The sequence below is a fragment of the Ochrobactrum sp. PL_is501 genome, from assembly GCF_055816895.1.
Genome location: NZ_JBVPGR010000036.1, coordinates 154,291 through 178,474 on the forward strand (window position 1 = coordinate 154,291; position 24,184 = coordinate 178,474).

Genomic DNA, 24,184 nt, shown 5'->3' on the forward strand with positions numbered 1-24,184 from the left:
GCCACGAACAATTGCCGGCGAAGCGGTGCGATCGCCGTCACTCGTGTTCCGGTCCACCAGCAGAAATGAACATGTTCCCGAAAACCGAAACACATGCCGATGCCGGTTCTCCGCGTGCGGTGACGCGTCTGGCTCCCGCCAAGATCAATCTCGCGCTGCATGTCACGGGGCGTCGTGACGATGGCTATCATCTGCTCGACATGCTGGTGGTCTTTGCGCGCTATGGCGATATTATTCGGGTCGAAATTGCGGAAGAGGACAGCTTTACGGTCAGCGGTCCTTTCGCAAAGGGCATACCGCTCGACGGCGGCAATCTGATTCTCAAGGCCCGCGAGGCGCTGCGCGGCGAGACACAGCGGATTTCGCCGCCTGTCGCGATCCATCTGGAAAAGAACCTTCCGATTGCTTCAGGCATCGGCGGCGGATCGAGCGACGCAGCCGCAACCCTGCTCGCACTCGATGAGGTGTGGAGGCTCGGTCTCGGTTTCGAGCGGCTTGCCTCAATCGGGCTCGCCCTCGGCGCGGACCTGCCCATGTGTCTGCATGGCGCATCGAAGGGGAGGCCGCTTGCCGCCCGCGGAATCGGTGAAGAGCTAACCCCGGTCAGCGGCTTCCCCGCCTTGCCCATGCTGCTCGTCAATGACGGGACTGCCGTTGCAACGCCAGATGTTTTTCGCGCGCTTGAAAAGCGCGATCATCCGGCGCTGGCACTTGGCTCGCACCCGGATATCGGCTCTCTTTGCGCTTATCTGCAAACAACCCGCAATGATCTCCTGTCCCCGGCATTGAAACTTGCACCGCGGATCGGCGCCAAGCTCGACCTGCTTCGCGAGAGCGGATCGCTTTACGCACAAATGTCGGGTTCAGGCGCCACCTGCTATGCGATCTACGAGGACATTGCTGCCACCGAACGGGCCGCTGGACATCTCTCAGCCGAAAGACCCGATTGGTTCGTAATCGCGACCCAAAGCGTCCCGTCCTGAAAACCCGCATGTCGGTTGAAAAGCGGAGCTTCGAGCTTCCCCTTTTGCTTGTTCAGTCTTCGTCGGGCGGCAGGATGGAATGCTTGAGCCGGATGGGCTTCAAACGCTGCGGAAGCTGATCGAACGCCACGCCATCGAGCAGGAGCGGCTTTACCACATCCAGGCGCACCAGAAGTCCGGCATCGAGCGTCGCCTTGTGGCCGAAGATTTTGCGGACCGTCCCCAAACCGCTATCTTCCGGCAATGAAAAGCGCGCGGCCCCGCCGCCATTTTCCATATGGCGACGCAGCGCCTCCTCCCAGCCTTCCTGCGGGATAGCGCCGGGCCTCAGCAGCAGCACCCATGGCGTGCGGATTTCATCGAGCGCCGCCTCAATATCCATTTCGGAATGGAACGCACAGCCCGCACCCAGCGCGACCAGAGCGGTTTCATCCGACGATCCCCTGTCGATTACCGTCACGCGACGCAGCAAACCTTCCACAACAGCCGGCACCAGTGCCGAAAGCGTGTGAGCCAACGCTCGTTCAGAATTCAGGGTCTCGATGACGACGGATAACATGAGCGCTTCATATATCAAGAACGTGTGACCGGAAAGCTGACACTTTTATGTTCTTGCTTTGTTCTAATTCTTATTATAGGAATAGATTCATCAGAACAGAGTCGCATGGCGGCACAGCACGCGCAACGGAAGAGTTGCCGGACCTGAGGGTTCGCTGTCGCCGTGATTGTACAAGGCCAGATGTTTCCATTCAGGGAGACGAAGATGGAAGTGATCCAGCAGGCAGATATCATCAAGCAGGCCGACAGGGCTGCCTTCGGTAGCGGGCGCGCGGATCACGCCAATGCGGTGATCGGCGAGGCCGGCTTGCGCATCGATCACGCCCGGCGGCGTGGGCGCGGCGCGGGCATTAATCCGACCGGGCGTTTCGAGCCGACCACACGCCACGACTTCGATGACGGCTGGACCACGCTTGAGGAATTGCCGCCGTTCAAGACCGATGTGCAGATCGAAAAGCCGCGGACGATCATCACCCGCAATGATTCACCCGACATCAGTTTCGATCGCTCGATCAATCCCTATCGCGGCTGCGAGCATGGCTGCATCTATTGCTTTGCCCGGCCGACGCATAGTTACATGGGGCTTTCTGCCGGTCTCGATTTCGAATCCCGCCTGTTTGCGAAGCCGGATGCCCCACGTCTTCTGGAGCGCGAGCTGGCCAAGCCCAGCTATCAGCCGAAGACAATCGCCATCGGCACCAATACCGATCCCTATCAGCCGGTCGAGAAGAAATGGCGCATCATGCGCGAAATTCTTGAAGTGCTGGAGGCGGCCAATCATCCGGTCGGCATCGTGACGAAGTCCGCGCTCGTCGTGCGCGACATCGATATTTTGAGCCGCATGGCGGAGAAAGGGCTGGCCAAGGTCGCCTTGTCGGTCACGACGCTCGATGCTCATCTGTCGCGCACGATGGAACCGCGCGCCTCGACGCCGACACTGCGCCTTCAGGCCATCCGCAAACTCGCCGATGCGGGCATTCCAGCCTCCGTCATGATGGGGCCGGTCATTCCCGGCATCAACGATCACGAGATCGAGCGCATTCTGGATGCCGCCTATGCGCAAGGCGCGCGCGAGGCAGGCTATGTCCTGCTGCGCCTGCCGCTGGAAGTCGCGCCCTTGTTCAAGGACTGGCTGCTGCGCAATTATCCGGATCGCTACCGGCACGTCATGTCGCTGGTGCGTTCCATGCGGGACGGCAAGGATTACGATGCCGAATGGGGCAAGCGCATGCGCGGCACTGGCCCCTATGCATGGCAGATCGGTCGCCGTTTCGAAATCACCGCGCGCAAGCTCGGCTTCAATGCACGCCGCCTTCAATTACGTACCGATCTGTTCGAGCCGGTCGAAAAGGGAGGCAAGCAGCTTTCGCTGTTCTAGAGCATTTTCAGCAAAAGTGTGCGCCGGTTTTGCGTTGGATGATGCGATGAAACAAATAGTTGGAGCGGTGCCAATCCTGCACAGCCTGCCAGTTGCCTGTTGAATTTCCGTCTGATTGTCCTTCAGACGGAGGGGCTGCCTGCTTTCACGCCACCATCCTCGAGCAGGGCCCTTGCGGAGAATCGGAAGCAATGCGAGCATTGCCGCCAAATGAAACGCTCGGCTTCTGATTCTCCGCTCCTCTTTGATATCCCGATCGCGCCTGACTTCTCGGAAGAGAAAAGGCTGCTTGCACGTGGATTGAAACATATCGTCGGCATAGATGAGGCCGGACGCGGCCCCCTGGCTGGCCCGGTGGTTGCCGCTGCCGTCGTGCTCGATATCGACAATCTCCCGGACGGGCTGGACGATTCCAAGCGGCTTACGGCTGCAAAACGCGAGGCGCTCTACGACGTCATTCTGGCGAAGGCCATAACGGTTTCGATTGCAAGCCTCAGCGCACGCAGCATCGACGGAAGCGATATCCGGAAGGCAGCGCTTGAAGCGATGCGGCGCGCATCCATCGGCCTGACGCTGCGGCCCTGCCACGCGCTGATCGATGGCCGCGATGTTCCGCCGGGACTTCTTTGCCCGGGTTCTGCTCTCGTCAAAGGGGATCAGCGCTCCATTTCGATCGCTGCGGCTTCCATCGTCGCCAAGGTCACGCGGGACCGCATGATGATCAGGGCCGGTGCGGCGCATCCACCCTACGGGTTGGAAATTCATGCGGGCTATGCCACCGAAAGGCACCGGGCGGCCATCGAGACTGCTGGCCCCGTACCCGGCATCCACCGTTACACTTTCGCCCCCATCAAGGATCGCTTCGGCGTTTAAACCGTCGCCAGCTTGGCGGCAAAGCCGAACAGCAGCGCTGCAAAACCCCAGCGCTGGACCGACTGTATAGCGGGATAACGTTTGAACAGGGTTCCGAGCGAGGAGCCTGTAAAGGCATAAAGCGTGTCGAACAACAAGCCGACCGTCGTCATGATGCCGCCAAGAACCGCAAATTGCAGCGCGATGCTGCCATTTGCGGGGTGAACGAACTGCGGCAGCAGGACGGAACAGAAAAGCAGCGCTTTCGGGTTGAGCAGATTGGTGAGAAGCCCCTTGCGGGCCGAAGCCAGATAGGACCGCCGTTCACACAGGCCGCCAACCGCATCCACTGTCGGCAGGGGATGGCGCAGAATCCCGATAGCAAGCCAGACCAGATACCCAGCACTTACGATCCGCACGCACTGAAACGCGACAGGAAAGGCATGCAGAAGCGCCGCCAGACCGAGTGCGGCAAGAGCCACATGGCAGGTGCGCGCGATTGCAAGGCCAGCCGCAACTGCCAGCGCATGGCCCCTGCCCCGCGCTGCGCCGGTCTGGAGCAACAGGATCATATCCGGTCCCGGAATAAGAAAAGCGGCAGCCAATGCCCCCGCGTATAACCACATCTCGCTCATTGCTATCGCCTGTAGAAATCATGCCAAGCTAACCGTGGCGCGAAAGTTCCCAAAACCGACTGCGAAACAGTTGCACGTTCGATAATATCCACGAACGGAAGCGCATGTCCTTGCAATTTGTGGCGCAAAATCTTACTGTTTTGGTATAATCCGCCAATGAATCAACTGAAGTTGCGAGATCATGCCAAAAATCAAACTAGACGCCATCGATCGCAAGATATTGACTGCACTTCAGGAAGATGCCCGGCTTTCCAATGTCCAGCTGGCAGAAAAAGTCGGTCTTTCGCCCTCTCCCTGCCTGCGCCGCGTCAAGATGCTCGAGAAGGCGGGCGTCATTCGGGGCTATCACGCAGCCCTGGATCGCAATGCGGTTGGGCTTGGGCTGACGGTCTTCGTCGGCATCCGGGTGGAGCGCCATCACGAGGAGACAGCAACGGCGTTCCGCACTTCGGTGCAAACTCTGCCTGAAGTGTTCTCCTGTCATCTCGTATCCGGGGAATCCGATTTTCTGTTACAGGTCGTAGTGGCCGATCTCGCCGCCTATGAGCGGTTCTTGTCTGGCACGCTGCTGCGTCTTCCCGGCGTCATCGACATTCGGAGCAATTTCGCTATTCAGACGGTCAAGTCACAGGGAGAGCTGCCGCTTGCGCAACTGACCGATAACGAACACTGACTTCATTTCGGACCATAGGAGCCCTTATGCCGGATATCGTCAACGTAGTTCTCATCGGGCCCGAAGGCGTTCTACTGGGGCGCCGCAGCTCTGATCGCCGCGTCTATCCGAACCGGTGGAGCTTTCCAGGCGGTCACGTGGAAGCAGAAGAGAGTTTCGAAAGCGCGCTCCGGCGTGAAATCGAGGAAGAACTTGGACTGACGCTGCGTTCGTTTTCTTTTCTCACGACTATAGAGGTCGTAAATCCGACTGCGTCATTCCATCTCTATACCTCCACCGCATGGGACGGTCAGCCTGCCATTCGCGACCGCGAGCACACGGAGCTGCGATGGTTCACACCACAGGAAGCGGAAGCATTGGATGATCTCGCCTTGGAAGAGTACCGCGCGCTGTTCCGCAGCCTGGGCGGAATGAAAACTGGTCCCGGACCAGAGCGGTTTTAAAAACACTTCCGCACGTAAAACAAAAACGCCGCCCTTTCGAGGCGGCGTTTTTCTGAAAACTATGCGAGCCGTGATCAGTTCAGGTTCGACTTGACCTGCGCCAGCGCATCCTTGAACAGGTTGCCTGCGACCTTCGCATCGACCTTTTCAGCAACGATCTTGCCAGCCGCAGCGACTGCGAGATCGACTGCCGAAGCGCGAACTGCATTGATGGCATCGACTTCAGCCGTTGCGATCTTCTGCTCGGCAAGCTTGTTGCGGCGTGCAACATATTCTTCCGTCGCGCGCTTGGCGTCTTCGAGAAGCGCCTTGGCTTCACGCTCGGCGGAAGCAACGATGTCGCTTGCTTCCTTTTCGGCTTCCTTGCGCTTGCGATGATATTCAGCCAGCAGCTGCTGGGCTTCTTCGCGAAGCGTGCGGGCTTCTTCCAGTTCGTTCTTGATACGGTCTGCGCGCTCGTCGAGCGACCGGCCGATCATGCCCGGAACCTTCAGATAGGCGAGGATCGCCAGAAAGATGATGAGGCCAATCAGTGCCCAGAATGTAGCGTCCATTGTCCTCTCCTCAGGCGTTGGCGGCCTTGACGGCTGCTGTTACCGATGCCTTGTCGGCCTTGGTGCCCAGAAGCTGTTCAACGATCTGCGCCGTGGTTTCCTCGGCAATATTGCCGACGTCGTTCATGGCCTTGGCCTTGATCGCGGCGATACGTTCTTCGGCTTCCTTGAGCTTGCCTTCCAGCGCTGCTTCGGCGGAAGCGCGTTCCGCGTCGGCTTCGCCCTTGCCCTTCTCGCGTGCAGCTTCTGCAATCGAAGCAGCCTTGGTGCGGGCCTGGGCCAGTTCCTGCTCATAGGCAGCAATAGCGTTGTCGGCATCCTGCTTGAGGCGAGCTGCCTGCTCGAGATCCTGGGCGATGCGGTCGCGACGGGTTTCGATCACGCCGCCAATGCGCGGCAGGACCACGCGCGACATGAAAAGATAGAAAAGCCCGAACGTGATCGCCAGCCACAGAAGCTGCGAAGCATAATGGGTGGAATCAAACGGCGGGAATACGCCGCTGCCGTGTCCGGCATCGTTGGCGACCCCGGTCTCGGTGTGCACAGCATCGGCTGCGCCGTGCTCGCCAGCAGCAGGTGCCGGTTGCGATTCGGTGGCGGTTTGGGCAAACGCCGTGGACACGAACATCCAGATTTCCCCTTTAATCCAGCACAATCCGATCCAGATGGAAAAGGATCGCGCCTTACTCAGACGTCATATGCAAAAGCCAGCCGCGCTGCATTCGAGATACAGATCGCGGCCAGCCCGTTTCTTGCGACCGTTGATTAGACGGCGAAGAGGAGCAGAAGCGCGATGAGCAGCGAGAAGATGCCCAGAGCTTCCGTAACGGCGAAACCGAACACCAGACGGCCGAACTGGCTGTCAGCAGCGGACGGGTTGCGCAGAGCGCCGGAGAGGTAGTTGCCGAAGATATTGCCGAGGCCGAGAGCCGTACCGGCCATACCGAAACAGGCGAGACCGGCGCCGATGTACTTTGCTGCTTCCGCTTCCATGTTAAGCTCCTTCTGGATTGAATATAAGCGCGGATTTCAGTTCTGGCGGTCGCCCGCCGGCTTGAACTCAGTGTCCCGGATGTACTGCGTCGTTGATGTACATGCAGGTGAGAACGGTAAACACGTAGGCTTGCAGGAAGGCTACGAGGAATTCGAGTGCGGTGATCGCAACCGTCATGATGAGCGGCAGGACAGCGCCGCCGATGCCGATGGGGCCGAGGGCTGCCAGCGAGACGACGAAGCCCGCAAAAACCTTGAGCGTGATGTGGCCGGCCAGCATGTTCGCGAAGAGACGTACCGACAGGCTGATCGGACGCGACAGGAACGAAATGATTTCAATGGCGACAACCAGCGGCACGATGATGCCGGGAACGCCGCTCGGCACGAACAGCTTGAGGAAGCCGAGACCATGCTTGAAGAAACCGTAGACGATGACCGTGCCGATGACCAGAACGGCAAGCGCGAAGGTCACGATGATCTGGCTGGTAACCGTATAGAAATACGGGAAAAGGCCGAGGAAGTTTGCGACCAGAACGAACATGAACAGCGAGAAGACGAAGGGGAAGAATTTCATACCCTTCGATCCCGCGGAATCCCGCAGGCTGGTGGCCACGAATTCGTAAGCCATTTCCGACACCGACTGAAGACGGGTCGGGATCAGGCCACGGCCCGAAGACGTCAGGTAGAGAAAGGCCGATGCGACCACGACGGTTGCGACCATGAAGGCCGAAACATTCGTGAACGAAAGGTCCACACCGCCTACGTCGATGGGAATCCACCGGGAAACCTGGAACTGATGGATCGGATCGTTCGCCACCTTAACCTCGTCTGTCTTCCCTGCCCGAAGGCAATTTGGCCTGCCCGAAGGCAACTCTGCTACCTGAAGGCAAGCTTGCTGCCCAAAGGCGTTTCAGTCTCGGACCAGAAGGCCCGTTTGTTCACTTACACTTGAACGAACTTTACCGTGAAGCCCGTCAAGCCCTATTTCTTGTCGTTCTGTTCCGCGCTAGACTTGATGCCGCCCTGTTCGGCAACATATCCAGCGGAACGAAGCACGTTGAGGACGCCCGCACCGAAGCCCAGAAGGAGAAATACGATCAATCCCCAGGGCGACGTACCGGCGACACGATCGATGAACCAGCCTATCAGCGCACCGACCAGAACCCCTGCGATGAACTCGCTGGAAATCTTCATGGCCTGCGCGACCGAACTTGCCGTCGCCGATCGCTCATCCTCGGAAACTGGCTGCTTGAGCACACCCTTTTTGGCCAGCTCGGCCTCAAGGCGGTTCAAACGCTGATCCAGCTCCCCGGAACCGGGTTCATTCTTCGTATTCTTGATCGCACCGGATGGCTTTCCGGGTTCAGTCCCGCGCGCCATTGGCAGCTCCTTTTTTCAAGAAATACGAGGTTTTCAATCCCATTTCCAAGTTGCGCGCAACATATTGACACGCCGTCCGCTAGTCAAGGCGGTGCAAGCATTGGTCCAGAAGGTTTTTTATCAAATAATCTCAAGCGCTTAGATATTGGTGCGACTCATTTTCCGACCAAAGAACCAGATTGGCCACATTATTGGCTAAAAAAACGGAATCGTTTTTGGATGGTTGCACCATACCCGGCTTGAGATGAAAGCCGATCTTATGCGCCTGTTCGACCGTTTAGTCCGCTAACAAAAACGTGAGTTGAAATCCGGCGATGGGCGCTCAGCTCCACCCGCCGCCATAGGTCCGGTAGAAAACGTGAAGACCGATCTTGGTGACCTTCTTCATGGTCGGGGCCCAGAACGGGCGAACATACGTCGCGTGATAATGGGTGGCGGAACCGACTTCCGGCAGCCATATCTGGCCAGCCGAGACCGTCTTTGCCACCTGCTGCGCCATGCGCCATTGCGGCATTTCAGTGACGCGGTGCTTCTGGCCGTCGCAGGCAAAGGAAAACTGGCAGGCATTGAGCCAGTCGCGATTCTGGTAGACGACGCCACAGATCGTTCCCGGATAGGCGGGATTGCGCACGCGGTTGAGGACAACCTGGGCGACCGCAACCTGTCCCTTCACCGTTTCGCCGCGCGCTTCATAATAAACTGCTTCGGCAAGGCATTTCTGTTCGCTCGAACTGAAAGCGGAAGGCGGCAGGGGCGTAGCCGCCCATTCATGATCCTGTTCGCTGATCGGCGGCACGAAGCGGCCTTCGTCGGGCTGCGGCTTCAAAATGCTTTCGAAAGGCGAGGTCTTGCCATAATCCGGCGTTGCAGGCGCATAACCAAGGGCCAGCACATCCGGCTGGTCATTGGTAATGAGCTTGGCAAGCTGGGTCGGCATTTCAGAACGCGGCTTTGGCGGCTTCACCGCATGGAAAGCCATGGTGATGCCGATTTCCTTGCCTTCCAGCTTGCTGGAGAAAGCCATCTTCGTGTCCGTCTTTTCCGGCGGACGCGTGATCATGCTGATCTTGTCGAACATGCTGCCGGCAGTGAAGGCCTTGGCGGGGGCCTTCGGCTTAACCGAGACCAGGCGACCCGTCTTGTCGGAACGATTGATGCGGTTTTCGTCGGGGTTCGGATCGTCCGTGCCGAGCTTTGCCGTCTTGCGTCCGCCAGAGAGCGCAACGCGACCTATGCCCGGTACTTCGATGCCGTTGGCGGCGATGCTGCCCGTCACGGTCGTTGCATCCACGAACGGCATTTCGGCCTGATGGACGGAGCCGACCGGCGCCTTGGCGACAAAGGCGGTCCAGCGGTGCGTTCCCATGTCGGCCGAGGGCACCAGGCTTGCCATGTCCTGAAAGGCAATTGTATTGGCGTTGAAAAGATATGCCATGACCGCCAGAACCAGCGGCACCAGCCGGTGCGGCTTATGGACTGTCTGGCGCGGCTTTGCACGGACGGCGTAATAGCGCCCCTCTTCCGGGCAATAGCCCGTGACAGGGTAATGCCACACCGGCTCGACAACGGCCTTCCTTCGACCAAACAGCGCTCGTAAAGATACAAGACGCACCGCACACTCCACTCACACTGACTAAACCGATGCGGCGATAACGGAGTATTAACCTTGTCCGATGGGTGAGGACGCGCTTGCAGCTCTGGCGAATACAGTCATTATCAGCAGCGCGTTAACCATGAACGAATATGGTTAATGCAGGGTTTAAGCGAATCCTGCTTTGCGAATACCGGGCAGCTACGATGAGGAGGTGCATCATGGAAAAGGTCATGGGCGGATGCCTGTGCGGCAATGTTCGCTTCGAAGCAGCGGGACAGCCCTACCGGGTCGGCATCTGCCATTGCCTCGACTGCCGCAAGCATCACGGCGCACTGTTTCACGCCTCTGCGATATTTCCCGAAACCGCGGTTACGGTCGAGGGTGAAACCCGCGACTATGCGGGACGCCATTTTTGCCCGCGCTGCGGGTCGTCCGTTTTCGGACACAGCGGCGATGAGATCGAAATCAATCTCGGCTCGCTCAACGCACCGGATCAGTTCAAGCCGACCTATGAATTGTGGACCATCCGCCGCGAAAGCTGGCTGCCGTCTTTCCCCGCAATGCATGGCTATGAGCGCGACCGTGAGGGATCGAGCCGCTTTGAGGATTAGGATGAGGATGAGGATGAGGATTTGATCAAGTCCTCATCCTAGCTGCCATCTTTTCTTTCACGACAGCCGCTCTATCTGCGATATTGTGATCACTGCCTTGGGGGTAATTTTATGCGCGGGTTGAAAATCGGGATTTTTGGCGCCCTGTTGAGTTCATTTGCGGCCATTGCCACGGCACAGGCCGATGACTGCCAGAACGCCAGTTCGCAAGCCGCACTCAATGAATGCTATGGCAAAGCCTACAAAAAGTCGGATGCCGAGCTGAACAAGGTGTTCAAGACCTTGCAGCGCCGCGCCGACGATGCCGACCTGAAGAAAAAGCTGGTTCAGTCGCAGCGCGCCTGGATCGCGTTTCGTGATGCCGAATGCGACATGCAGACAGCGGGCGGCGGCAGCATTTCGGGCATGGCCTATTCGATCTGCCTGTCCGGCCTTACGCAACAGCGCATCAACGACCTCAAGAAATACCTCAAATGCGAGGAAGGAGACAGCAATTGCCCCTTCCCTGCCGCCAGTAACTGATTAGTTGCGGCTCTCATAGGCGGCGTCGAAGAATGCCTTTTCCAGTTCTACTGCGCGGCGGAAGAACTGCCGGCATCGTTCTTCCGCCGCCGGGCCGACCCGGTCCAGCTCCGAACGCAGGAAGCCCACGAACTCCACAAAATATGGATTGTCGTGCAGCACGATCCATTCTGAAAAAATGAAATCGTCAGGCGAAGGCTTCGGCGCTTTTTCAGCCCAGTCGAGATAAAGCCATTCGGCGACCGTCAGCACTGACAGGCAGACCGCATAGGAACCGGAGCGCGCAGCCTCCAGCATCAGATCCTTGAATGCAGCAGTTGGCGCCGCGTCAGGCGCATCGAAACGCTCGGCGTCGGAGACCGCAAGTTTTGCAAAAGCGCGCTCGAAATAGGAGTTTTCATCGCTGCTGATCATGCCGATGAAGCGGCCTAAAGTCAGCTTGGCTTCCATCCGGTCACAATTGACGAGTGTTCCGCCCAGCAGTGATAAAAAGCAGTCGATGAACCGATGGTCCTGCACCAGATAGCGCGTCATGACATCGGGCGCGACCGTACCGGCATAAATTTCGCTGACAAGGCGATGGCCGACGGCTTGCGACCAGAATGGTTCGGCGTTCTGACGAAGACCGTCGGTGAAACGTCCGGCTTTGGCATCACTTGGCATAAAAAGACCGACTCCTTTATATTTTAGTGACCGGACCTTATCGGCGCTGTTCCGCATCGGCAATGCGCCTGTCAAAATCCCCTTATGCATCGGCGACGGATTGGTTATGCTGCTTAAATGAAGTGGACATTTTTCTGAGGGAAAGAATGAACACATATTTTTCGCCTGCCCGTGCGGCGCTTCTGCTTGCTGTTGCGATGGCTCTTCCGACCGGCAGTGCCTTCGCCAAATCTGCCTGTGACGGCGTGACGACGACACTGACCAAGCAACAGAAAACGGACTACAGGTCTCTCATCGCGCAAAGCCTCGGCAAGAAAGTCAAACCGGCTTCCGTCAACATTGAGAGCTTCATGCAATATGGCAACTGGGCGGTCGCCTATGCGGATGTTCCGGTGGCTGATCCGGGCTATTTCTTTTTCGACCTTTCCGGCAAGTCACCCAAACTGAAGGACGTCTGGGGCGGGATGGCTGAAAGAAGCGAGATACCCGATCTGGTCAAATGGGCTGAAAAGCTCGGCGCCAACAAGGAAATCGCCACCTGTTTCGCGGATACGGCAACCGCTTCCTAGCACTACAGTTGCAAATTCGTCAGGCCGTGGCGAAAAGAGTGATTTTCGAGTACCGGAGCGGAGCGTACTTAAAGGTACGTGAGCACCGGAACGCAGACAAATTGCTTTTTGCAGCCCGGCATCACGAAGAATGCAACTGTAGTGCTAAGTGGGAGGGACGGCTCCACAGATCATAGTTGCCTTGTGAAGGCCCCAATTATTGGTGAGAAGCGACCGGATACAGATCTATTCGAAGTGTGGGGCATGACCAAGAAAATCCTTTTCGCCGTAGCGCTCATCGCTATTGGCCTGTTCGGCTATACGAAGGTCATGGCCCGGATCAGCCTCGTCGAGCCTCCCCTTGCCGCACCGTCCGACCAGCAGGCCGATGCGATCCGCGTGGAAAAGGCCAGTCGTCAGATGTTCCTGCTTCGCGACGGCAGGACAATCGGCACCTATCGCATATCGCTCGGCAGCAACGGCGATGGCGGGCACAAGCAGCGCGAAGGCGATGAAAAGACACCGGAAGGGCGTTACGTCATCGACTGGCGCAACCCGCGTTCGATGGCGCATCTGAGCCTGCATATTTCCTATCCGAACGAAAACGACAAGCAGGCCGCAGCGACAGCCGGTCACGCACCGGGCGGCAATATCATGATCCATGGTCTGCCGAATGGCTGGGGCTGGCTGGCATCGGCACACCGGCTCTGGGACTGGACTGATGGCTGCATTGCCGTCACCGATGCGGAAATGCGTGACATATGGGCCAGGGTTCCGACCGGGACGCCGATTGAAATCCTGCCCTGATCTTCCAAATGCTTTTCGAGCGGTTCCTGCTTTAACGGGATCGTTGAAACCGCACTAACTCTTGACCGACCAGCGTTCGATATCCGCGCTCTGCCCGATCAAGGCGAGGCCGTTGGCAATGGAATCGAACTGGTTCGAGCTTGTCACCTCGGCATCGGGGAAGCGGCTTTCAAACACGGTGCGGATGACCGGCACGAAAGACGTGCCGCCCGTGAGGAAAACCCGATCGATAGACGAGGTTTCCAGCGCTGCCTTGTCGACCGCCTGCTGCACCGAGTTTTCGATCTGGCGCACATCCTCCGCGATCCAGTTTTCGAAATCATTGCGGGTAATGTCGGTGCGAATTTCAAAATCGTCGGCCTTGAAGTGCAGTTCCGACATGCGCTGCGTTGAAAGGCGCACCTTGAGGTCCGACACGGCGCGGTAAATTTCGTAGCCGTAATCGTTCTCGATCAGGTTGATGAAATGTTCGAGCGGCTTCGGGTCAACCGCTTGCCGGGCCAGTTCGTCCAGATCGCGAATGGTGGCCGGAGAGTTCATCAGGAACAGCGTGTTCCAGCGTGCAAAATTTGCATAATAATGGTTGGGCACGGTCAGCCTCTTGCCGAAGGACTGATATTCAGTCCCCTTTCCAAGCAGCGGCGAAACGGCATTGTCGATGATACGGTAATCGAACGTATCGCCCGCGATGCCGACGCCCGTCTGGCTGAGCGGCGTGAAGCTCAAGCCTTGCCTGCCCACGTCGAACCGCACGATGGAAAAGTCGCTGGTGCCGCCGCCGAAGTCGGCCACCAGAACAGTGGATGCGGCTGTCAGTTCCTGCGCATAAAAATAGGCAGCGGCGACAGGCTCATAAACATAATGAATGTCGGTGAAGCCGAACGCCCGAAACGCCTTTTCATAGCGCTGCATGGCCAGCGCTTCATCGGGCGATGCGCCCGCAAAGATCACGGGCCTTCCGATAACCACGCGATTGCCCTTTGGCGGCAGACGGTCGCCCAGCCGCGCGGCAACCGTGTTGAGGAAAGTGGTCAGGATATCCTCGAACTTGAACCGCTTGCCGAAAACAGGCGTGTCGGTGAAGGATTTCGAGGCCGCGAATGTCTTGAACGATTGCAGCATGCGCGTGGAGTGCGGCGCATTGACGAATACGTCCATCGCCCACGGCCCGCTTTCGACGGTGCGCTCCCCGGTTTCTCGATCCTGCCAGAAGCAGAGAACCGAACGGTAGCCGGTAATATCAACCCCATCCTTCGGCACACTCAGAACGGCAGTCGTGCCATCCGGCGCGGCAACGGAAAGAACCGTGTTGGTCGTGCCGAAATCGATGCCCAAAGTCACGCCATCAAATGGGCTCTGGTCAGCCTTCGTCATTACTGCACCTTTTTTGGAGGAAATCGGGGAGCGGGCGGATTAGCAGTCGCCAGAGCCAAGCTCAACCCGAAAGTGCGAAATTAAACACTGGTTGCGATCACGATTGCAATCATTGCCACCCGAATGAGAAAAATTCCCGGTCACGCAAATATTAATGGCTGCCTCGAAAGTTTACACGATCTCTTTCGTCTGCCTGCTAGGTTTCTGCAACGCATCATGAGCAGTTCACCTTTCAGTCACATCCGTGAACTGCTCCGCTTATTTGTTTTCACCACCTTGGCAATGCCAGATGTTGTCCATCCGGTTTCGCTATTTCCAAGCCCCCCCAACAGATGAAAGCGATAAACATGGCGCTTCTATCCCGTACCGTTCTTGCGGCTGCCCTGCTTTCGGCCAGTACGCTTCCTCACATTGCCAATGCCCAGGCGACAACCGGACAGCCCATAGCAAGCGGCTATCACAGCAGCGGTCAGGCCACCGCAGAGGTGAGCGGTGTCGTGGCTGATGGCGACAAGGTGACCGTCAAGGTCCGTTTCATCAATGCCAAGGAAGGCGGGAGTGTTTCGACGACGCTTTACAGAGAACTGTCGGACAAAGACTACGAGAATGAATATTATCTTCTCGCAGGCGACAAAAAATATCTTCTGCTGAAGGATTCCGAAGGCAAGCCGCTCGCGCCTGCTTCAGTTTCCCTGTTCGGCACGGGCCAGGTCGTCGGCGTCTGGCACGGCGTCTTTCCCGCGCCACCGAAGGGCCAGAAGGTGACGCTCTATATTAAGGGAGTCGAGCCGCTCGGGCCTTTCGCCATTCCCGCCGAATAGGGGCGAGCCATGACCAGTCTTACCCTGGGCAGCATCGTTCTCGGCCTCGCCGCGCTTTGCCTGCCATCCATCGCATCCGCGCAAGACACGGGCACCGATAACAGTGCCTATATCCGTGATCTCGTACCGGAGATCCGCGATCTTGTTTCAGCATCGGGCAGCACCGATGGCAAAGCACGGGGCCTGTCCAGCGCTGCGCAACAAATTGTCGAGAAAAGCGGCAATATCACCATGCGGGAAACGGACGAAAGCATCGTCCTTTCCGTGACGAGTGATATTTTGTTCGATTTCGACAGTGCCAAACTGACGGGCAAAGCCAAGGCGACACTGACCGATATTGCCAGAATATTGGAAAGCATGCCGGATTCTGCCGTTCGCGTTGTCGGCCATACGGATTCGAAAGGGTCGGACAGCTACAACGATAAACTGTCGAAAAACCGCGCCGATGCCGTGGTCGGGTTTCTCGTCAGCAATGGCGTTCAATCCGCGCGGTTGAAACCGGAGGGGCATGGCGAAAGCGAGCCTGTCGCGCCCAACGAAATCAAAGGCAAAGACAATCCCGACGGGCGGGCGCAAAACCGGCGTGTCGAATTTGTGCTGCCGAAAGCATGATACGCCTCACCGTTGGAAACAGAATAAGCCCGGATCGCTCCGGGCTTTTTGTCACTTCTTCTTTTTGGCGCGGCCTGCGAACGGGTTGTCCGAGGTGCGCAAGGAAAGCCTGATCGGCACGCCCGGCATGTCGAAAGTTTCGCGCAGGCCGTTGATGAGATAGCGCACATAGGATTGCGGCATCGCATCGGGGCGCGAGCAGGAGACGACGAAGCCCGGCGGGCGGGTCTTTACCTGCGTCATATATTTCACCTTCAGGCGGCGACCCGAAACTGCCGGTGGCGGCTGGTGCGCGATGACACCCGTCAGCCAGCGGTTGAGGCGCCCGGTCGAAATGCGGCGATTCCAGATTTCGTGGGTCTTGACGACATTCTCCATGAGCTTGTCGATGCCCTGTCCGCGCTCTCCGGAAATCGGCACGGCGCGAAGCCCGCGCACCTGCGGCAGCAGGCGGGCCGTCTTTTCGTAGAGATCGGCGAGAACCATCTGGCGGTCTTCGATCAAATCCCATTTGTTGAATGCGATGATCGGCGCCCGGCCCTCACGGATGATGAGATCGGCGATCTGCAAATCCTGCTTCTCGAACGGGATCGTCGCGTCGAGCACGATGATCACGACTTCCGCAAACCGGATGGCACGCAGGCCATCGGCGACCGACAGCTTTTCGAGCTTTTCCTGCACGCGCGACTTGCGGCGCAGGCCAGCCGTGTCGAACAGCTTGATCTTGCGGCCCCGCCATTCCCAATCCACCGAGATCGAGTCACGCGTAATGCCTGCTTCCGGTCCGGTCAGCAGGCGGTCTTCGCCGAGCATCGTGTTGATCATCGTGGACTTGCCAGCATTCGGGCGTCCGACAATGGCGATGCGCATCGGCTTGGTGGCATCATAGGCCGGGATTTCTTCTTCGTCCGGGTCCTCGATGTCGTCGCCGATCAGTTCGCCGACAGCCTTCGGCGTGAAAACCTCATCGGCGGCTTCTTCTTCCTTCTCGTCGGCAAAGACGCGCTCTTCGCCCAAAAGCTCGACAATCGCGTCGCGCAGGTCGGGCATGCCCTGGCCGTGCTCGGCAGAGATCGGGCACGGTTCGCCAAGGCCAAGCTGGAAAGCGTCATACATGCCGGATTGCGCACCGCGCGCTTCCGCCTTGTTGGCCACCAGCACGACCGGCTTGCCGGAACGGCGCACCACTTCGGCAAAGGTACTGTCGGTCGGCGTGACACCGGCCTTGGCATCGATGACGAACAGGATCACGTCCGCTTCCTGAATGGCGGCCTCGGTCTGGGCGCGCATGCGCGCTTCCAGACTGTCATTGGCAGCTTCTTCCAGACCGGCCGTGTCGATGACCTGAAATTTCAGATCGTAAAGCTTGGCATCGTGGATGCGCCGGTCGCGCGTGACGCCCGGCAGGTCATCGACCAGCGCCAGCTTGCGGCCGACGAGGCGATTGAACAGCGTGGACTTGCCGACATTGGGACGCCCGACGATGGCGACTGTGAAACCCATGGGAGAAGATAACTCCAGAAATCAAAATGTTTATGTATTTTGCGCGTCGGGCACCTTGACGCCCGCGCTGCGCATCAGATCGAGCATCGTATTGGAACGCTGGCGGGTATTGGCCGGAGCAAGGCTGTCATTGGCAATCTGCTGGAACAGCTTGACCGCATCATCGAAACGCTCGGCCTTCCAAGCAGCCAGCCCCAAGGCTTCCCGCGCGCTTGAACGCATCGGGTTGCCGTCGACGGACAGCGTTTCCACGCGCTTGGCCACATCGTCATAAGAACCGCTGTCGACCAGCAGATAGCCTGCCCGCAAACGCGCCACATCGCGCAGCGGCGCGGGTACTGCGTTGTCGGCGGCAACGTCATCGAAAGCCTTCACGGCACCGGCGGCATCGCCCTTGTCGGCGATCACCGAAGCGGCGCGAAGACGCGCCAGCACCGGATAGGAGCCGTAGCCGGTCTTTTCCAGATCGTCGAGCGCAGCAAGCGCCTCATCGTTCTTGCCTGCCGAGGCGAGATCAAGCGCGGCCAGAAACTTGTCGCCGGAAGCGGAAGCCTTGCTGTCGGTCCAGTGCTGATAGCCGACCCAGCCAGCCGTTCCCAGAACGATCGCAACGGCAGCACCAATCACGACCGGGCCGAAATTCTTCCAGACCTGCTTTGCCCGTTCCGAACGGAGTTCCTCGTTTACCTCGCGAATGAAACTGTCGTCTGCCATGGACCTGCCATCGTTCTTGAAACTGGTTTACGAAATAGATGTTCTGGCGCTTTTAGTCGGAATTGTCGCCATATGTAAGACCCGTCTGTGAAATAAGCCGAAACACGTGTCACAAAGTGCATTTCGGTCCGACAATAGCCTTATTCAAGGAATAGAGCATTTCCAGCAAAAGTGTGAAACGGTTTTGCGTTGGAAAATGCGACAAAACAAATAGTTAGAGCGATTCCGATGATTCATTAAAAATAGGAACCGCTCTTGTGACAATTCTTCGGAACCCTTCCTCCTCCCCCCTCGTTTAGTGGTCCATGCGCTTTCTGTCCCCCCGCCCTGTTCTTCTTTCAGCCCTGGCTCTTTCCACCTGCACCGCGCAGGCGGAACCGGCGCCCGCAAAGCCGCAATATGTGCTGATCTCCTTCGATGGCGCGCATGACAATGCGCTGTGGACCCGCTCGCGCGAATTGGCGAAGAAAAACAACGCGCATTTCACCTATTTCCTGTCCTGCGTCTTCCTGATGACCAAGCAGAACCGGCGGGATTACCAGCCGCCTCGCAAGCGGGCGGGATCGTCCAATGTCGGCTTCGCGCTCAGCCGCGATGAAGTCGTCGCCCGCCTTGGCAATATCTGGCAGGCGCATCTGGAAGGAAACGAGATCGCCAGCCATGGCTGCGGCCATTTTGACGGCACCGACTGGTCGACCGCCGATTGGGACAAGGAGATCAGGGAATTCCGCCGCATCACCGCTGACGCCTACAAGAATAACGGCATCGAAGGCGAGCCGGAAGGCTGGCGCGATCTGGCGCTGAAGGGCATTGACGGTTTCCGCGCGCCCTATCTCGCCGCATCGAAGCCGGTGCAGGATGCGCTGAAGGCGAACGGCTTTCGCTATCAGGCGTCGTCCGTCACCCGCGGCCCGGAAGAGCCGATAATTGCCGGCCGGTTCGCCTCGTTCGGATTGCCGCTTATCCCGGAAGGTCCGTCGCAGCGTCCCATCGTGGCGATGGACTATAATCTCTATGTCCGCCACTCGAAGGGCAAGGAAGCCGTGCTGCAATCGGCGGCGTTCGAGGAGCGGGCCTACAAGGCTTTCCGGGCAGCCTTCGACAGGCAATATGCGGGCGAGCGCATTCCGCTTCAGCTTGGCTTTCATTTCGTGCTGATGAATGACGGCGCCTACTGGCGCGCCATGGAACGGCTGGTGACGGAAGTCTGCACCAAGCCGGATGTCAAATGCACGACCTATGGCGATTATCTGGACAGTCTCGACAGGGAGACGGTCCACGCAGGCCAGAACAGGTCCTGACTTCAGGCCGAAGGCAGTGTTTCCAGATTTTCGAGATCCAGCGCGGGTAGCGGCTCGTCGCGGATAGTTGCCTCAAAAGCTCTCAGGCGCTTGTAGATCGACAACAGCTCGATGATCGTCGTCCACGATTTGACGAGATACTGGAACGATTCTTGTACCTGCGAAAATACATTGATGATCTGGTTCATCAGGCCAAGCGTCAGCTTTCCAGCCACGATGGACGGTATGAGGATCAGGGTCGCGAAAATATTGTCGGCCTGCAGATAGAAAATGCGGGCCACGTTGAAATAGACATAGTGGAAATAGAGCCGGAAATAATTGTGCCGGACGTTGCGGAACAATTCGGCCATTGTGACTGGCCCGGCGCGATCGTCATGATCTTCACCATAGACGAGTTCCTTGCGGTAAGCCGCTTCCACGCGCTGGTTGTTGAACTCCAGCCCAGGCAGCTTGATGCCGACCAGCGCCAGCAGACCGGTCCCGAAGGCAGCCCAGAAAACAGCCGCCCATACAAGCGCATGTGGTATTGTGCCGATAACCGGCAACTCGGTGATTTTCTCGGAAAAGCTGAACAGGACCGGCAGAAAGGCGATCAGCGTCAGAATAGCTTTCACCAGATTGACACCGAGCTGTTCCAGCGTCGTTGAAAAGCGCATCGTATCTTCCTGCACACGCTGTGCAGCGCCTTCGATGGAACGCAGTTTCGGCCAGTACCTGACATAATAGTCATTCATCGCCGTGCGCCATCGGAAGATATAATGGCTGACGAAGAAGAGGCTCAAAACGCTGATCGTAACGCTAATAAAAGCAATCTTGGCAAAAGTGACCAGCCCCCAGTAGAAATCGGACGCGCTTACGGCGCCGGGTGTTGTCAGCGCCTTCTGTATCATGTCGTAGAACGGCCCATACCAGGCATTGACCGCCACGCTGACCTGCACGCCGAAATAGGTGGTGAACAGGATCAGCGCCGATCCGAGTATCGACCAGCGCTGCCACGGATGCGGAGAGAACCACGCCCAGAACAGATAGAACGCGAACACCGCCACCGCGAAATAGATATAGAACCAGAGAAACGGCGCCGACCAGAAGACGCTTGCGCCGATGATCGGCGCAGCGTCATGCGCCAGCGGCGGCAGGCCGAATGTTGCGCCCAGCCTTTCTCCTCCCTCGTACCAACCGATTATCGCCAGCAGGCACCAGCCGAGAGCGGACCAGAAGAACAGTTTCGGGCGGGGAAAGAACGACACAAACACCGGATTACATCCAACTCCTGAGGAACTATCCTCATAAGAAGCCGGTCCTTGCGCCTTTACCAGTTAAATTCCTGTAAGGTTTTCAGCCCCTTGTTCCGGCAGCGCGTCCCGCCACGATGCCTAGCACCGCGACGACCACCAGCGAGAGCGCTGCGGCCAGGCTTGCCGAGGTAAACGAACCGGAGCGCTGCGCCATGAAGCCTGCCACCAGCGGACCGACGATCTGGCCGATGCTGAAGCAGACGGTCATTCGCGCCAGAGCGCGTTTCGGTGACGCCGGTGCGAGCATGCGGGCTATCTGCAATCCGAATGCGGTCAATGCCATGAAGGTGATGCCGAGAAGCGCGCCGCCCACAAGCGGCCCAAGCGGCGGTGCCAGAACCACGCTCGCGGCAACACCGATGGCCTCCAGAATGGCGGTCAGGGCAAATGCGTGGAAAAGACCGAACTTCTTCGCAGCCGGACCCCAAAGCCAGATCGAGGGCGCAGCCGTCAGGCCGGTCACCACCCACACGGAGGCTTCCATAAGCGGACCGCCATCGGTCGCGCGCACGATTGCAATCAGGAACGTCGCCGTGATGACATAGCCGAAGCCGAAAATCCCATAGGCCAGCGCCAGCGCGTTGAAGGCGAGGCTTTTGGGGAGCGGCGGCTCACGCGTGCCGCTGTTTCCGCCGACCGGACCTTCCTTCACGAAAGCCGCAACCAGAACAACCATCACGATGGTCAGGGCCGCAGCGCCGATCCAGTCTGCGCGCCAATCAAGTCCGGCAAAGCGGATCAGCGCCACCATAACGGCGGAAAGCGCTATGCCGCTGCCGACGCCGCCGAAATGCAAGGCTCCAAGCCCCGCCTTTTCCGCCGCCGTTACGTGGCTCAGCACGATTGCCGTGCACAGGATCATCGTCACCGCGCTTATGAAGCCCGCCGCAAAGCGGATGATGGAAAACAGCCATACGCCGTCAAAAAGCGCCATGGCCGCACACAGCAAACCGCTGATTATCAGGCCCGCGATCACGCTTGCCCGTTCGATGCCCGCAGACCAGCCGTAGCCGGCGACGACCGCCCCCAGCAGATAGCCGATGTAGTTTGCAGACGCGATAAAACCGGCATCGGCGGCGGTGAAGCCGATATCGGCCATCATTCCGGGCAGGATCGGCGTATAGATGAAGCGCCCGATCCCCATGGCGGCGGCCATGGCGAGAAAACCGCCGAAGGCATAGCGGACGGCAGTGTTGCGTCGGGGAAAAATTTGCTGGTTCATTCGAGGGAGGTCTCTGTTGTTCGCCAGGAACATAAACCTCGCGCCCGGCGGGACAATTCAATTTTTCTGATCGGATCGATCACCTGGAATGACGCTGAAACCGTTTCCCGCCTTTTGCCGCTGCCCGGCCATTGGGGGCGGCGCGCCAATAGCCTGCTGGTCTTTGCCTGCGGGTTTACCGCGTGGCATAAAAGCTGGAAGCAGATGGGGCAACGTCACTGTTTCGAATTTGAAAGCAAGCAGCGGAGTGTAGCCTCGGCGCGCTGGTACTAACCTTCCTTCATGCTCATATTGAAGGAATACGGACATGAACCTTATGACCATGAAGACCCACGACCCTGACGAAAATCGCTGGCAGAAGGTGCTCGACCGTGACAAGGCGTCGGACGGGGCATTTGTCTATGCTGTCCGCACCACCGGCGTCTATTGCCGCCCGTCATGCCCGTCGCGGCGCGGAAAGCGCGAAAACGTACAGTTTTTCGATGGTTGCGAGGGTGCGGAACGCGCAGGCTTCCGGCCCTGCATGCGCTGCAAGCCGCATCTCTCCGAAACACTGGCGACGCAGAACAGCACCCGCTATGCCGATATGGTCGCGAGTGCCTGCCGCTTCATCGAGACGGCGGAAGAAGTGCCTTCCCTTGAAGAAATAGCGGCTTCGGTGAAAGCGAGCCCCGCCCATTTTCACCGCATTTTCAAGGAGTTCACGGGGCTGACCCCGAAAGCCTATGCCGATGCGCACCGCGCGAAGAAGATGCGGGCAGCACTCGATGCGCCGGAAATCCGCGTAACCGATGCAATCTATGATGCCGGTTACAATTCCAGCAGCCGCTTCTATGAGGCTTCGGACGGAATTTTGGGAATGACTCCAAAGGCTTACAAGCAAGGCGGCAAGAATGCGGATATTCGTTTTGCCATCGGCCAGTCAACGCTCGGCGCGGTACTGGTGGCTGCGAGCGACAGGGGTGTGTGCGCGATTTTGATGGGCGACGACCCGGAAGAGCTGATCCGCGATCTGGAAAGGCGCTTTCCGCAGGCAAATCTCATCGGCGCGGACCGCGATTTCGAGGATATGGTGGCCAAAGTGGTGGGCTTCGTCGAAGCGCCCCGCATCGGTCTCGACCTGCCGCTCGATCTACAGGGAACCGCGTTCCAGCAGCGGGTGTGGCAGGCCTTGCGGGAAATTCCTGTCGGTAAAACAGTGAGTTACACCGAAATTGCCGAGCGCATCGGCGCGCCGAAATCGGTGCGGGCGGTGGCGCAGGCCTGCGCCGCCAACAAGATCGCCGTCGCGGTCCCGTGCCACCGCGTAGTGCGCAACGATGGCGGTCTTTCCGGCTATCGCTGGGGCATTGAGCGCAAGCGCGATCTTCTCAAGCGGGAGGGTCAGGCGTGAGTGATATCCCTGCCTATGACTGGCAAAAAATCGGTGCCGAACTGGACGAGTTCGGTGCCTCAATCCTCAAAAACATAATTTCGCCACAGGATTGCCGCGAAATAGCCGCCGGCTACTACAATTTGGCCGCATTTCGAAGCGTTATTTCGATGCGAAAACACGGTTTTGGGCGCGGAGAATACAAATACTACGCAAATCCCATTCCTGCCTTAATTTTGAATCTGCGTCAGAAGCTCTATCCGCAGCTTGCCCCCATCGCCAATCGGTGGAGCGAAAGGCTGGGATCGGATGTCCGTTTTCCGCCGACCCATGACGCGTTTCTGGAACGCTGCCACGCGGCGGGACAGACCCGGCCGACACCGCTCATCCTGCAATATGTGGAGGGCGATTATAATTGCCTGCATCAGGACATTTACGGCGATATCGCTTTTCCGTTGCAGGTGGCGATTTTGCTGTCCGAGCCGGAAAAGGATTTCACGGGTGGGGAGTTCGTCCTGACCGAACAACGTCCGCGCATGCAAAGCCGGGCCGAAGTCGTGCCGCTGCGACAGGGAGACGGCGTGGTCTTCGCGGTCAATGACCGCCCGATGCAGGGAACACGCGGCGATTATCGCGTCAAGATGCGGCACGGCGTCAGCCGCATCCGCTCCGGCAAGCGGCATACGCTGGGCATAATCTTTCACGATTCCAGATAGAGGTTGAAACCGAGGTTTCGATGGCCTTTGATCGCAACAAAATGATCGAAGGAGTCGGAT

The 24,184-nt window shown here is 58.3% G+C and carries 29 protein-coding genes; 15 read left to right on the plus strand and 14 right to left on the minus strand.

Features of this window, described 5'->3' with window-relative positions:
• Window positions 1-65 precede the first annotated feature (65 nt).
• On the plus strand, window positions 66-983 hold the full coding sequence (locus AC0TOF_RS14125; RefSeq protein WP_473768723.1) for a 4-(cytidine 5'-diphospho)-2-C-methyl-D-erythritol kinase: 918 nt from the start codon (window positions 66-68) through the stop codon (window positions 981-983).
• 52 nt (window positions 984-1,035) lie between these two features.
• On the opposite strand, the gene AC0TOF_RS14130 is transcribed toward AC0TOF_RS14125, so the two are convergent.
• Window positions 1,036-1,542, minus strand: coding sequence for a glycosyltransferase family protein (locus AC0TOF_RS14130; RefSeq protein WP_473768724.1), 507 nt, complete (start codon window positions 1,540-1,542; stop codon window positions 1,036-1,038).
• A 204-nt stretch (window positions 1,543-1,746) separates the two neighbouring features.
• Between AC0TOF_RS14130 and AC0TOF_RS14135 the strand changes: the two genes are divergently transcribed.
• A complete protein-coding gene (locus AC0TOF_RS14135; RefSeq protein ID WP_473768725.1) occupies window positions 1,747-2,919 on the plus strand; it encodes a PA0069 family radical SAM protein in 1,173 nt (390 codons plus the stop codon).
• A 210-nt stretch (window positions 2,920-3,129) separates the two neighbouring features.
• Window positions 3,130-3,792, plus strand: coding sequence for a ribonuclease HII (locus AC0TOF_RS14140; protein WP_473768726.1), 663 nt, complete (start codon window positions 3,130-3,132; stop codon window positions 3,790-3,792).
• Here AC0TOF_RS14140 and AC0TOF_RS14145 read toward each other — a convergent pair.
• Window positions 3,789-4,406, minus strand: a complete 618-nt coding sequence (locus tag AC0TOF_RS14145) for a LysE family translocator (protein WP_122003153.1) — start codon at window positions 4,404-4,406, stop codon at window positions 3,789-3,791. The two genes, AC0TOF_RS14140 and AC0TOF_RS14145, sit on opposite strands and share 4 nt — an antisense overlap.
• Window positions 4,407-4,587: 181 nt before the next feature.
• On the opposite strand from AC0TOF_RS14145, the gene AC0TOF_RS14150 reads away from it, so the two are divergent.
• Window positions 4,588-5,079: an Lrp/AsnC family transcriptional regulator gene (locus AC0TOF_RS14150; protein ID WP_122003152.1), complete on the plus strand. Its 492-nt coding sequence runs from the start codon at window positions 4,588-4,590 to the stop codon at window positions 5,077-5,079.
• A 26-nt stretch (window positions 5,080-5,105) separates the two neighbouring features.
• On the plus strand, window positions 5,106-5,522 hold the full coding sequence (locus tag AC0TOF_RS14155) for an NUDIX domain-containing protein (protein WP_473768727.1): 417 nt from the start codon (window positions 5,106-5,108) through the stop codon (window positions 5,520-5,522).
• 74 nt (window positions 5,523-5,596) lie between these two features.
• On the opposite strand, the gene AC0TOF_RS14160 is transcribed toward AC0TOF_RS14155, so the two are convergent.
• The 6 genes from AC0TOF_RS14160 to AC0TOF_RS14185 form a co-directional block, all read right to left on the minus strand.
• A complete protein-coding gene (locus AC0TOF_RS14160; protein WP_122000554.1) occupies window positions 5,597-6,076 on the minus strand; it encodes a F0F1 ATP synthase subunit B in 480 nt (159 codons plus the stop codon).
• A 10-nt stretch (window positions 6,077-6,086) separates the two neighbouring features.
• Window positions 6,087-6,704: a F0F1 ATP synthase subunit B gene (locus AC0TOF_RS14165; RefSeq protein WP_122000555.1), complete on the minus strand. Its 618-nt coding sequence runs from the start codon at window positions 6,702-6,704 to the stop codon at window positions 6,087-6,089.
• A gap of 137 nt (window positions 6,705-6,841) precedes the next feature.
• Window positions 6,842-7,069 carry a F0F1 ATP synthase subunit C gene (locus AC0TOF_RS14170; protein WP_006466154.1) on the minus strand — a complete coding sequence of 76 codons (228 nt, stop codon included), beginning with the start codon at window positions 7,067-7,069 and terminating at the stop codon, window positions 6,842-6,844.
• A gap of 67 nt (window positions 7,070-7,136) precedes the next feature.
• The gene (locus tag AC0TOF_RS14175) at window positions 7,137-7,886 is read right to left on the minus strand and encodes a F0F1 ATP synthase subunit A (RefSeq protein WP_473768728.1); all 750 of its coding nucleotides are present in this window, start codon (window positions 7,884-7,886) and stop codon (window positions 7,137-7,139) included.
• 164 nt (window positions 7,887-8,050) lie between these two features.
• Window positions 8,051-8,449 (minus strand): AtpZ/AtpI family protein, encoded by a 399-nt coding sequence (locus AC0TOF_RS14180; protein WP_473768729.1) that lies wholly within the window; start codon window positions 8,447-8,449, stop codon window positions 8,051-8,053.
• Between the two features lie 322 nt (window positions 8,450-8,771).
• The gene (locus AC0TOF_RS14185; RefSeq protein WP_473768730.1) at window positions 8,772-10,061 is read right to left on the minus strand and encodes a cell wall hydrolase; all 1,290 of its coding nucleotides are present in this window, start codon (window positions 10,059-10,061) and stop codon (window positions 8,772-8,774) included.
• 200 nt (window positions 10,062-10,261) lie between these two features.
• Here AC0TOF_RS14185 and AC0TOF_RS14190 point away from each other — a divergent pair, with 200 nt between their 5' ends.
• Entirely contained in the window at window positions 10,262-10,654 is a 393-nt protein-coding gene (locus AC0TOF_RS14190; protein ID WP_473768731.1) for a GFA family protein, read from the plus strand.
• A gap of 111 nt (window positions 10,655-10,765) precedes the next feature.
• Window positions 10,766-11,176 (plus strand): lysozyme inhibitor LprI family protein, encoded by a 411-nt coding sequence (locus AC0TOF_RS14195; protein WP_122000559.1) that lies wholly within the window; start codon window positions 10,766-10,768, stop codon window positions 11,174-11,176.
• Here AC0TOF_RS14195 and AC0TOF_RS14200 read toward each other — a convergent pair whose 3' ends face one another.
• Window positions 11,177-11,839, minus strand: coding sequence for a TenA family protein (locus tag AC0TOF_RS14200; protein ID WP_473768732.1), 663 nt, complete (start codon window positions 11,837-11,839; stop codon window positions 11,177-11,179).
• Window positions 11,840-11,985: 146 nt separating this feature from the next.
• On the opposite strand from AC0TOF_RS14200, the gene AC0TOF_RS14205 reads away from it, so the two are divergent.
• Window positions 11,986-12,408: a hypothetical protein gene (locus tag AC0TOF_RS14205; protein ID WP_473768733.1), complete on the plus strand. Its 423-nt coding sequence runs from the start codon at window positions 11,986-11,988 to the stop codon at window positions 12,406-12,408.
• Window positions 12,409-12,651: 243 nt separating this feature from the next.
• On the plus strand, window positions 12,652-13,194 hold the full coding sequence (locus tag AC0TOF_RS14210; RefSeq protein ID WP_473768734.1) for a L,D-transpeptidase family protein: 543 nt from the start codon (window positions 12,652-12,654) through the stop codon (window positions 13,192-13,194).
• A gap of 54 nt (window positions 13,195-13,248) precedes the next feature.
• Here AC0TOF_RS14210 and AC0TOF_RS14215 read toward each other — a convergent pair whose 3' ends face one another.
• Complete coding sequence (locus AC0TOF_RS14215) at window positions 13,249-14,568, minus strand: Hsp70 family protein (RefSeq protein ID WP_473768735.1); 1,320 nt, start codon at window positions 14,566-14,568, stop codon at window positions 13,249-13,251.
• 347 nt (window positions 14,569-14,915) lie between these two features.
• Between AC0TOF_RS14215 and AC0TOF_RS14220 the strand changes: the two genes are divergently transcribed.
• Together AC0TOF_RS14220 and AC0TOF_RS14225 are read left to right on the plus strand one after the other, a co-directional pair.
• The gene (locus AC0TOF_RS14220) at window positions 14,916-15,389 is read left to right on the plus strand and encodes a hypothetical protein (RefSeq protein ID WP_473768736.1); all 474 of its coding nucleotides are present in this window, start codon (window positions 14,916-14,918) and stop codon (window positions 15,387-15,389) included.
• A gap of 9 nt (window positions 15,390-15,398) precedes the next feature.
• Window positions 15,399-16,001, plus strand: coding sequence for an OmpA family protein (locus tag AC0TOF_RS14225; protein WP_473768737.1), 603 nt, complete (start codon window positions 15,399-15,401; stop codon window positions 15,999-16,001).
• 51 nt (window positions 16,002-16,052) lie between these two features.
• On the opposite strand, the gene der is transcribed toward AC0TOF_RS14225, so the two are convergent.
• Together der and AC0TOF_RS14235 are read right to left on the minus strand one after the other, a co-directional pair.
• Window positions 16,053-17,504: a ribosome biogenesis GTPase Der gene (gene der / locus AC0TOF_RS14230; protein ID WP_473768738.1), complete on the minus strand. Its 1,452-nt coding sequence runs from the start codon at window positions 17,502-17,504 to the stop codon at window positions 16,053-16,055.
• A 30-nt stretch (window positions 17,505-17,534) separates the two neighbouring features.
• A complete protein-coding gene (locus AC0TOF_RS14235) occupies window positions 17,535-18,218 on the minus strand; it encodes a tetratricopeptide repeat protein (RefSeq protein WP_122000567.1) in 684 nt (227 codons plus the stop codon).
• A 305-nt stretch (window positions 18,219-18,523) separates the two neighbouring features.
• On the opposite strand from AC0TOF_RS14235, the gene AC0TOF_RS14240 reads away from it, so the two are divergent.
• Window positions 18,524-19,519, plus strand: a complete 996-nt coding sequence (locus AC0TOF_RS14240) for a polysaccharide deacetylase family protein (protein ID WP_473768739.1) — start codon at window positions 18,524-18,526, stop codon at window positions 19,517-19,519.
• 2 nt (window positions 19,520-19,521) lie between these two features.
• On the opposite strand, the gene sbmA is transcribed toward AC0TOF_RS14240, so the two are convergent.
• Window positions 19,522-20,772, minus strand: coding sequence for a peptide antibiotic transporter SbmA (sbmA, locus tag AC0TOF_RS14245; RefSeq protein ID WP_473768740.1), 1,251 nt, complete (start codon window positions 20,770-20,772; stop codon window positions 19,522-19,524).
• Between the two features lie 82 nt (window positions 20,773-20,854).
• Complete coding sequence (locus AC0TOF_RS14250; protein WP_473768741.1) at window positions 20,855-22,036, minus strand: YbfB/YjiJ family MFS transporter; 1,182 nt, start codon at window positions 22,034-22,036, stop codon at window positions 20,855-20,857.
• On the opposite strand from AC0TOF_RS14250, the gene AC0TOF_RS14255 reads away from it, so the two are divergent.
• From AC0TOF_RS14255 to AC0TOF_RS14265, 3 genes are read left to right on the plus strand one after another with little or no spacing between them, the layout of a single operon-like run.
• The gene (locus tag AC0TOF_RS14255; protein ID WP_473768742.1) at window positions 22,025-22,309 is read left to right on the plus strand and encodes a hypothetical protein; all 285 of its coding nucleotides are present in this window, start codon (window positions 22,025-22,027) and stop codon (window positions 22,307-22,309) included. The two genes, AC0TOF_RS14250 and AC0TOF_RS14255, sit on opposite strands and share 12 nt — an antisense overlap.
• A gap of 34 nt (window positions 22,310-22,343) precedes the next feature.
• Complete coding sequence (ada, locus tag AC0TOF_RS14260) at window positions 22,344-23,429, plus strand: bifunctional DNA-binding transcriptional regulator/O6-methylguanine-DNA methyltransferase Ada (RefSeq protein WP_473768743.1); 1,086 nt, start codon at window positions 22,344-22,346, stop codon at window positions 23,427-23,429.
• Window positions 23,426-24,124, plus strand: coding sequence for a 2OG-Fe(II) oxygenase (locus tag AC0TOF_RS14265; RefSeq protein ID WP_473768744.1), 699 nt, complete (start codon window positions 23,426-23,428; stop codon window positions 24,122-24,124). Before ada ends, AC0TOF_RS14265 begins: the two co-directional genes overlap by 4 nt.
• The last annotated feature ends 60 nt before the right edge of the window (window positions 24,125-24,184 follow it).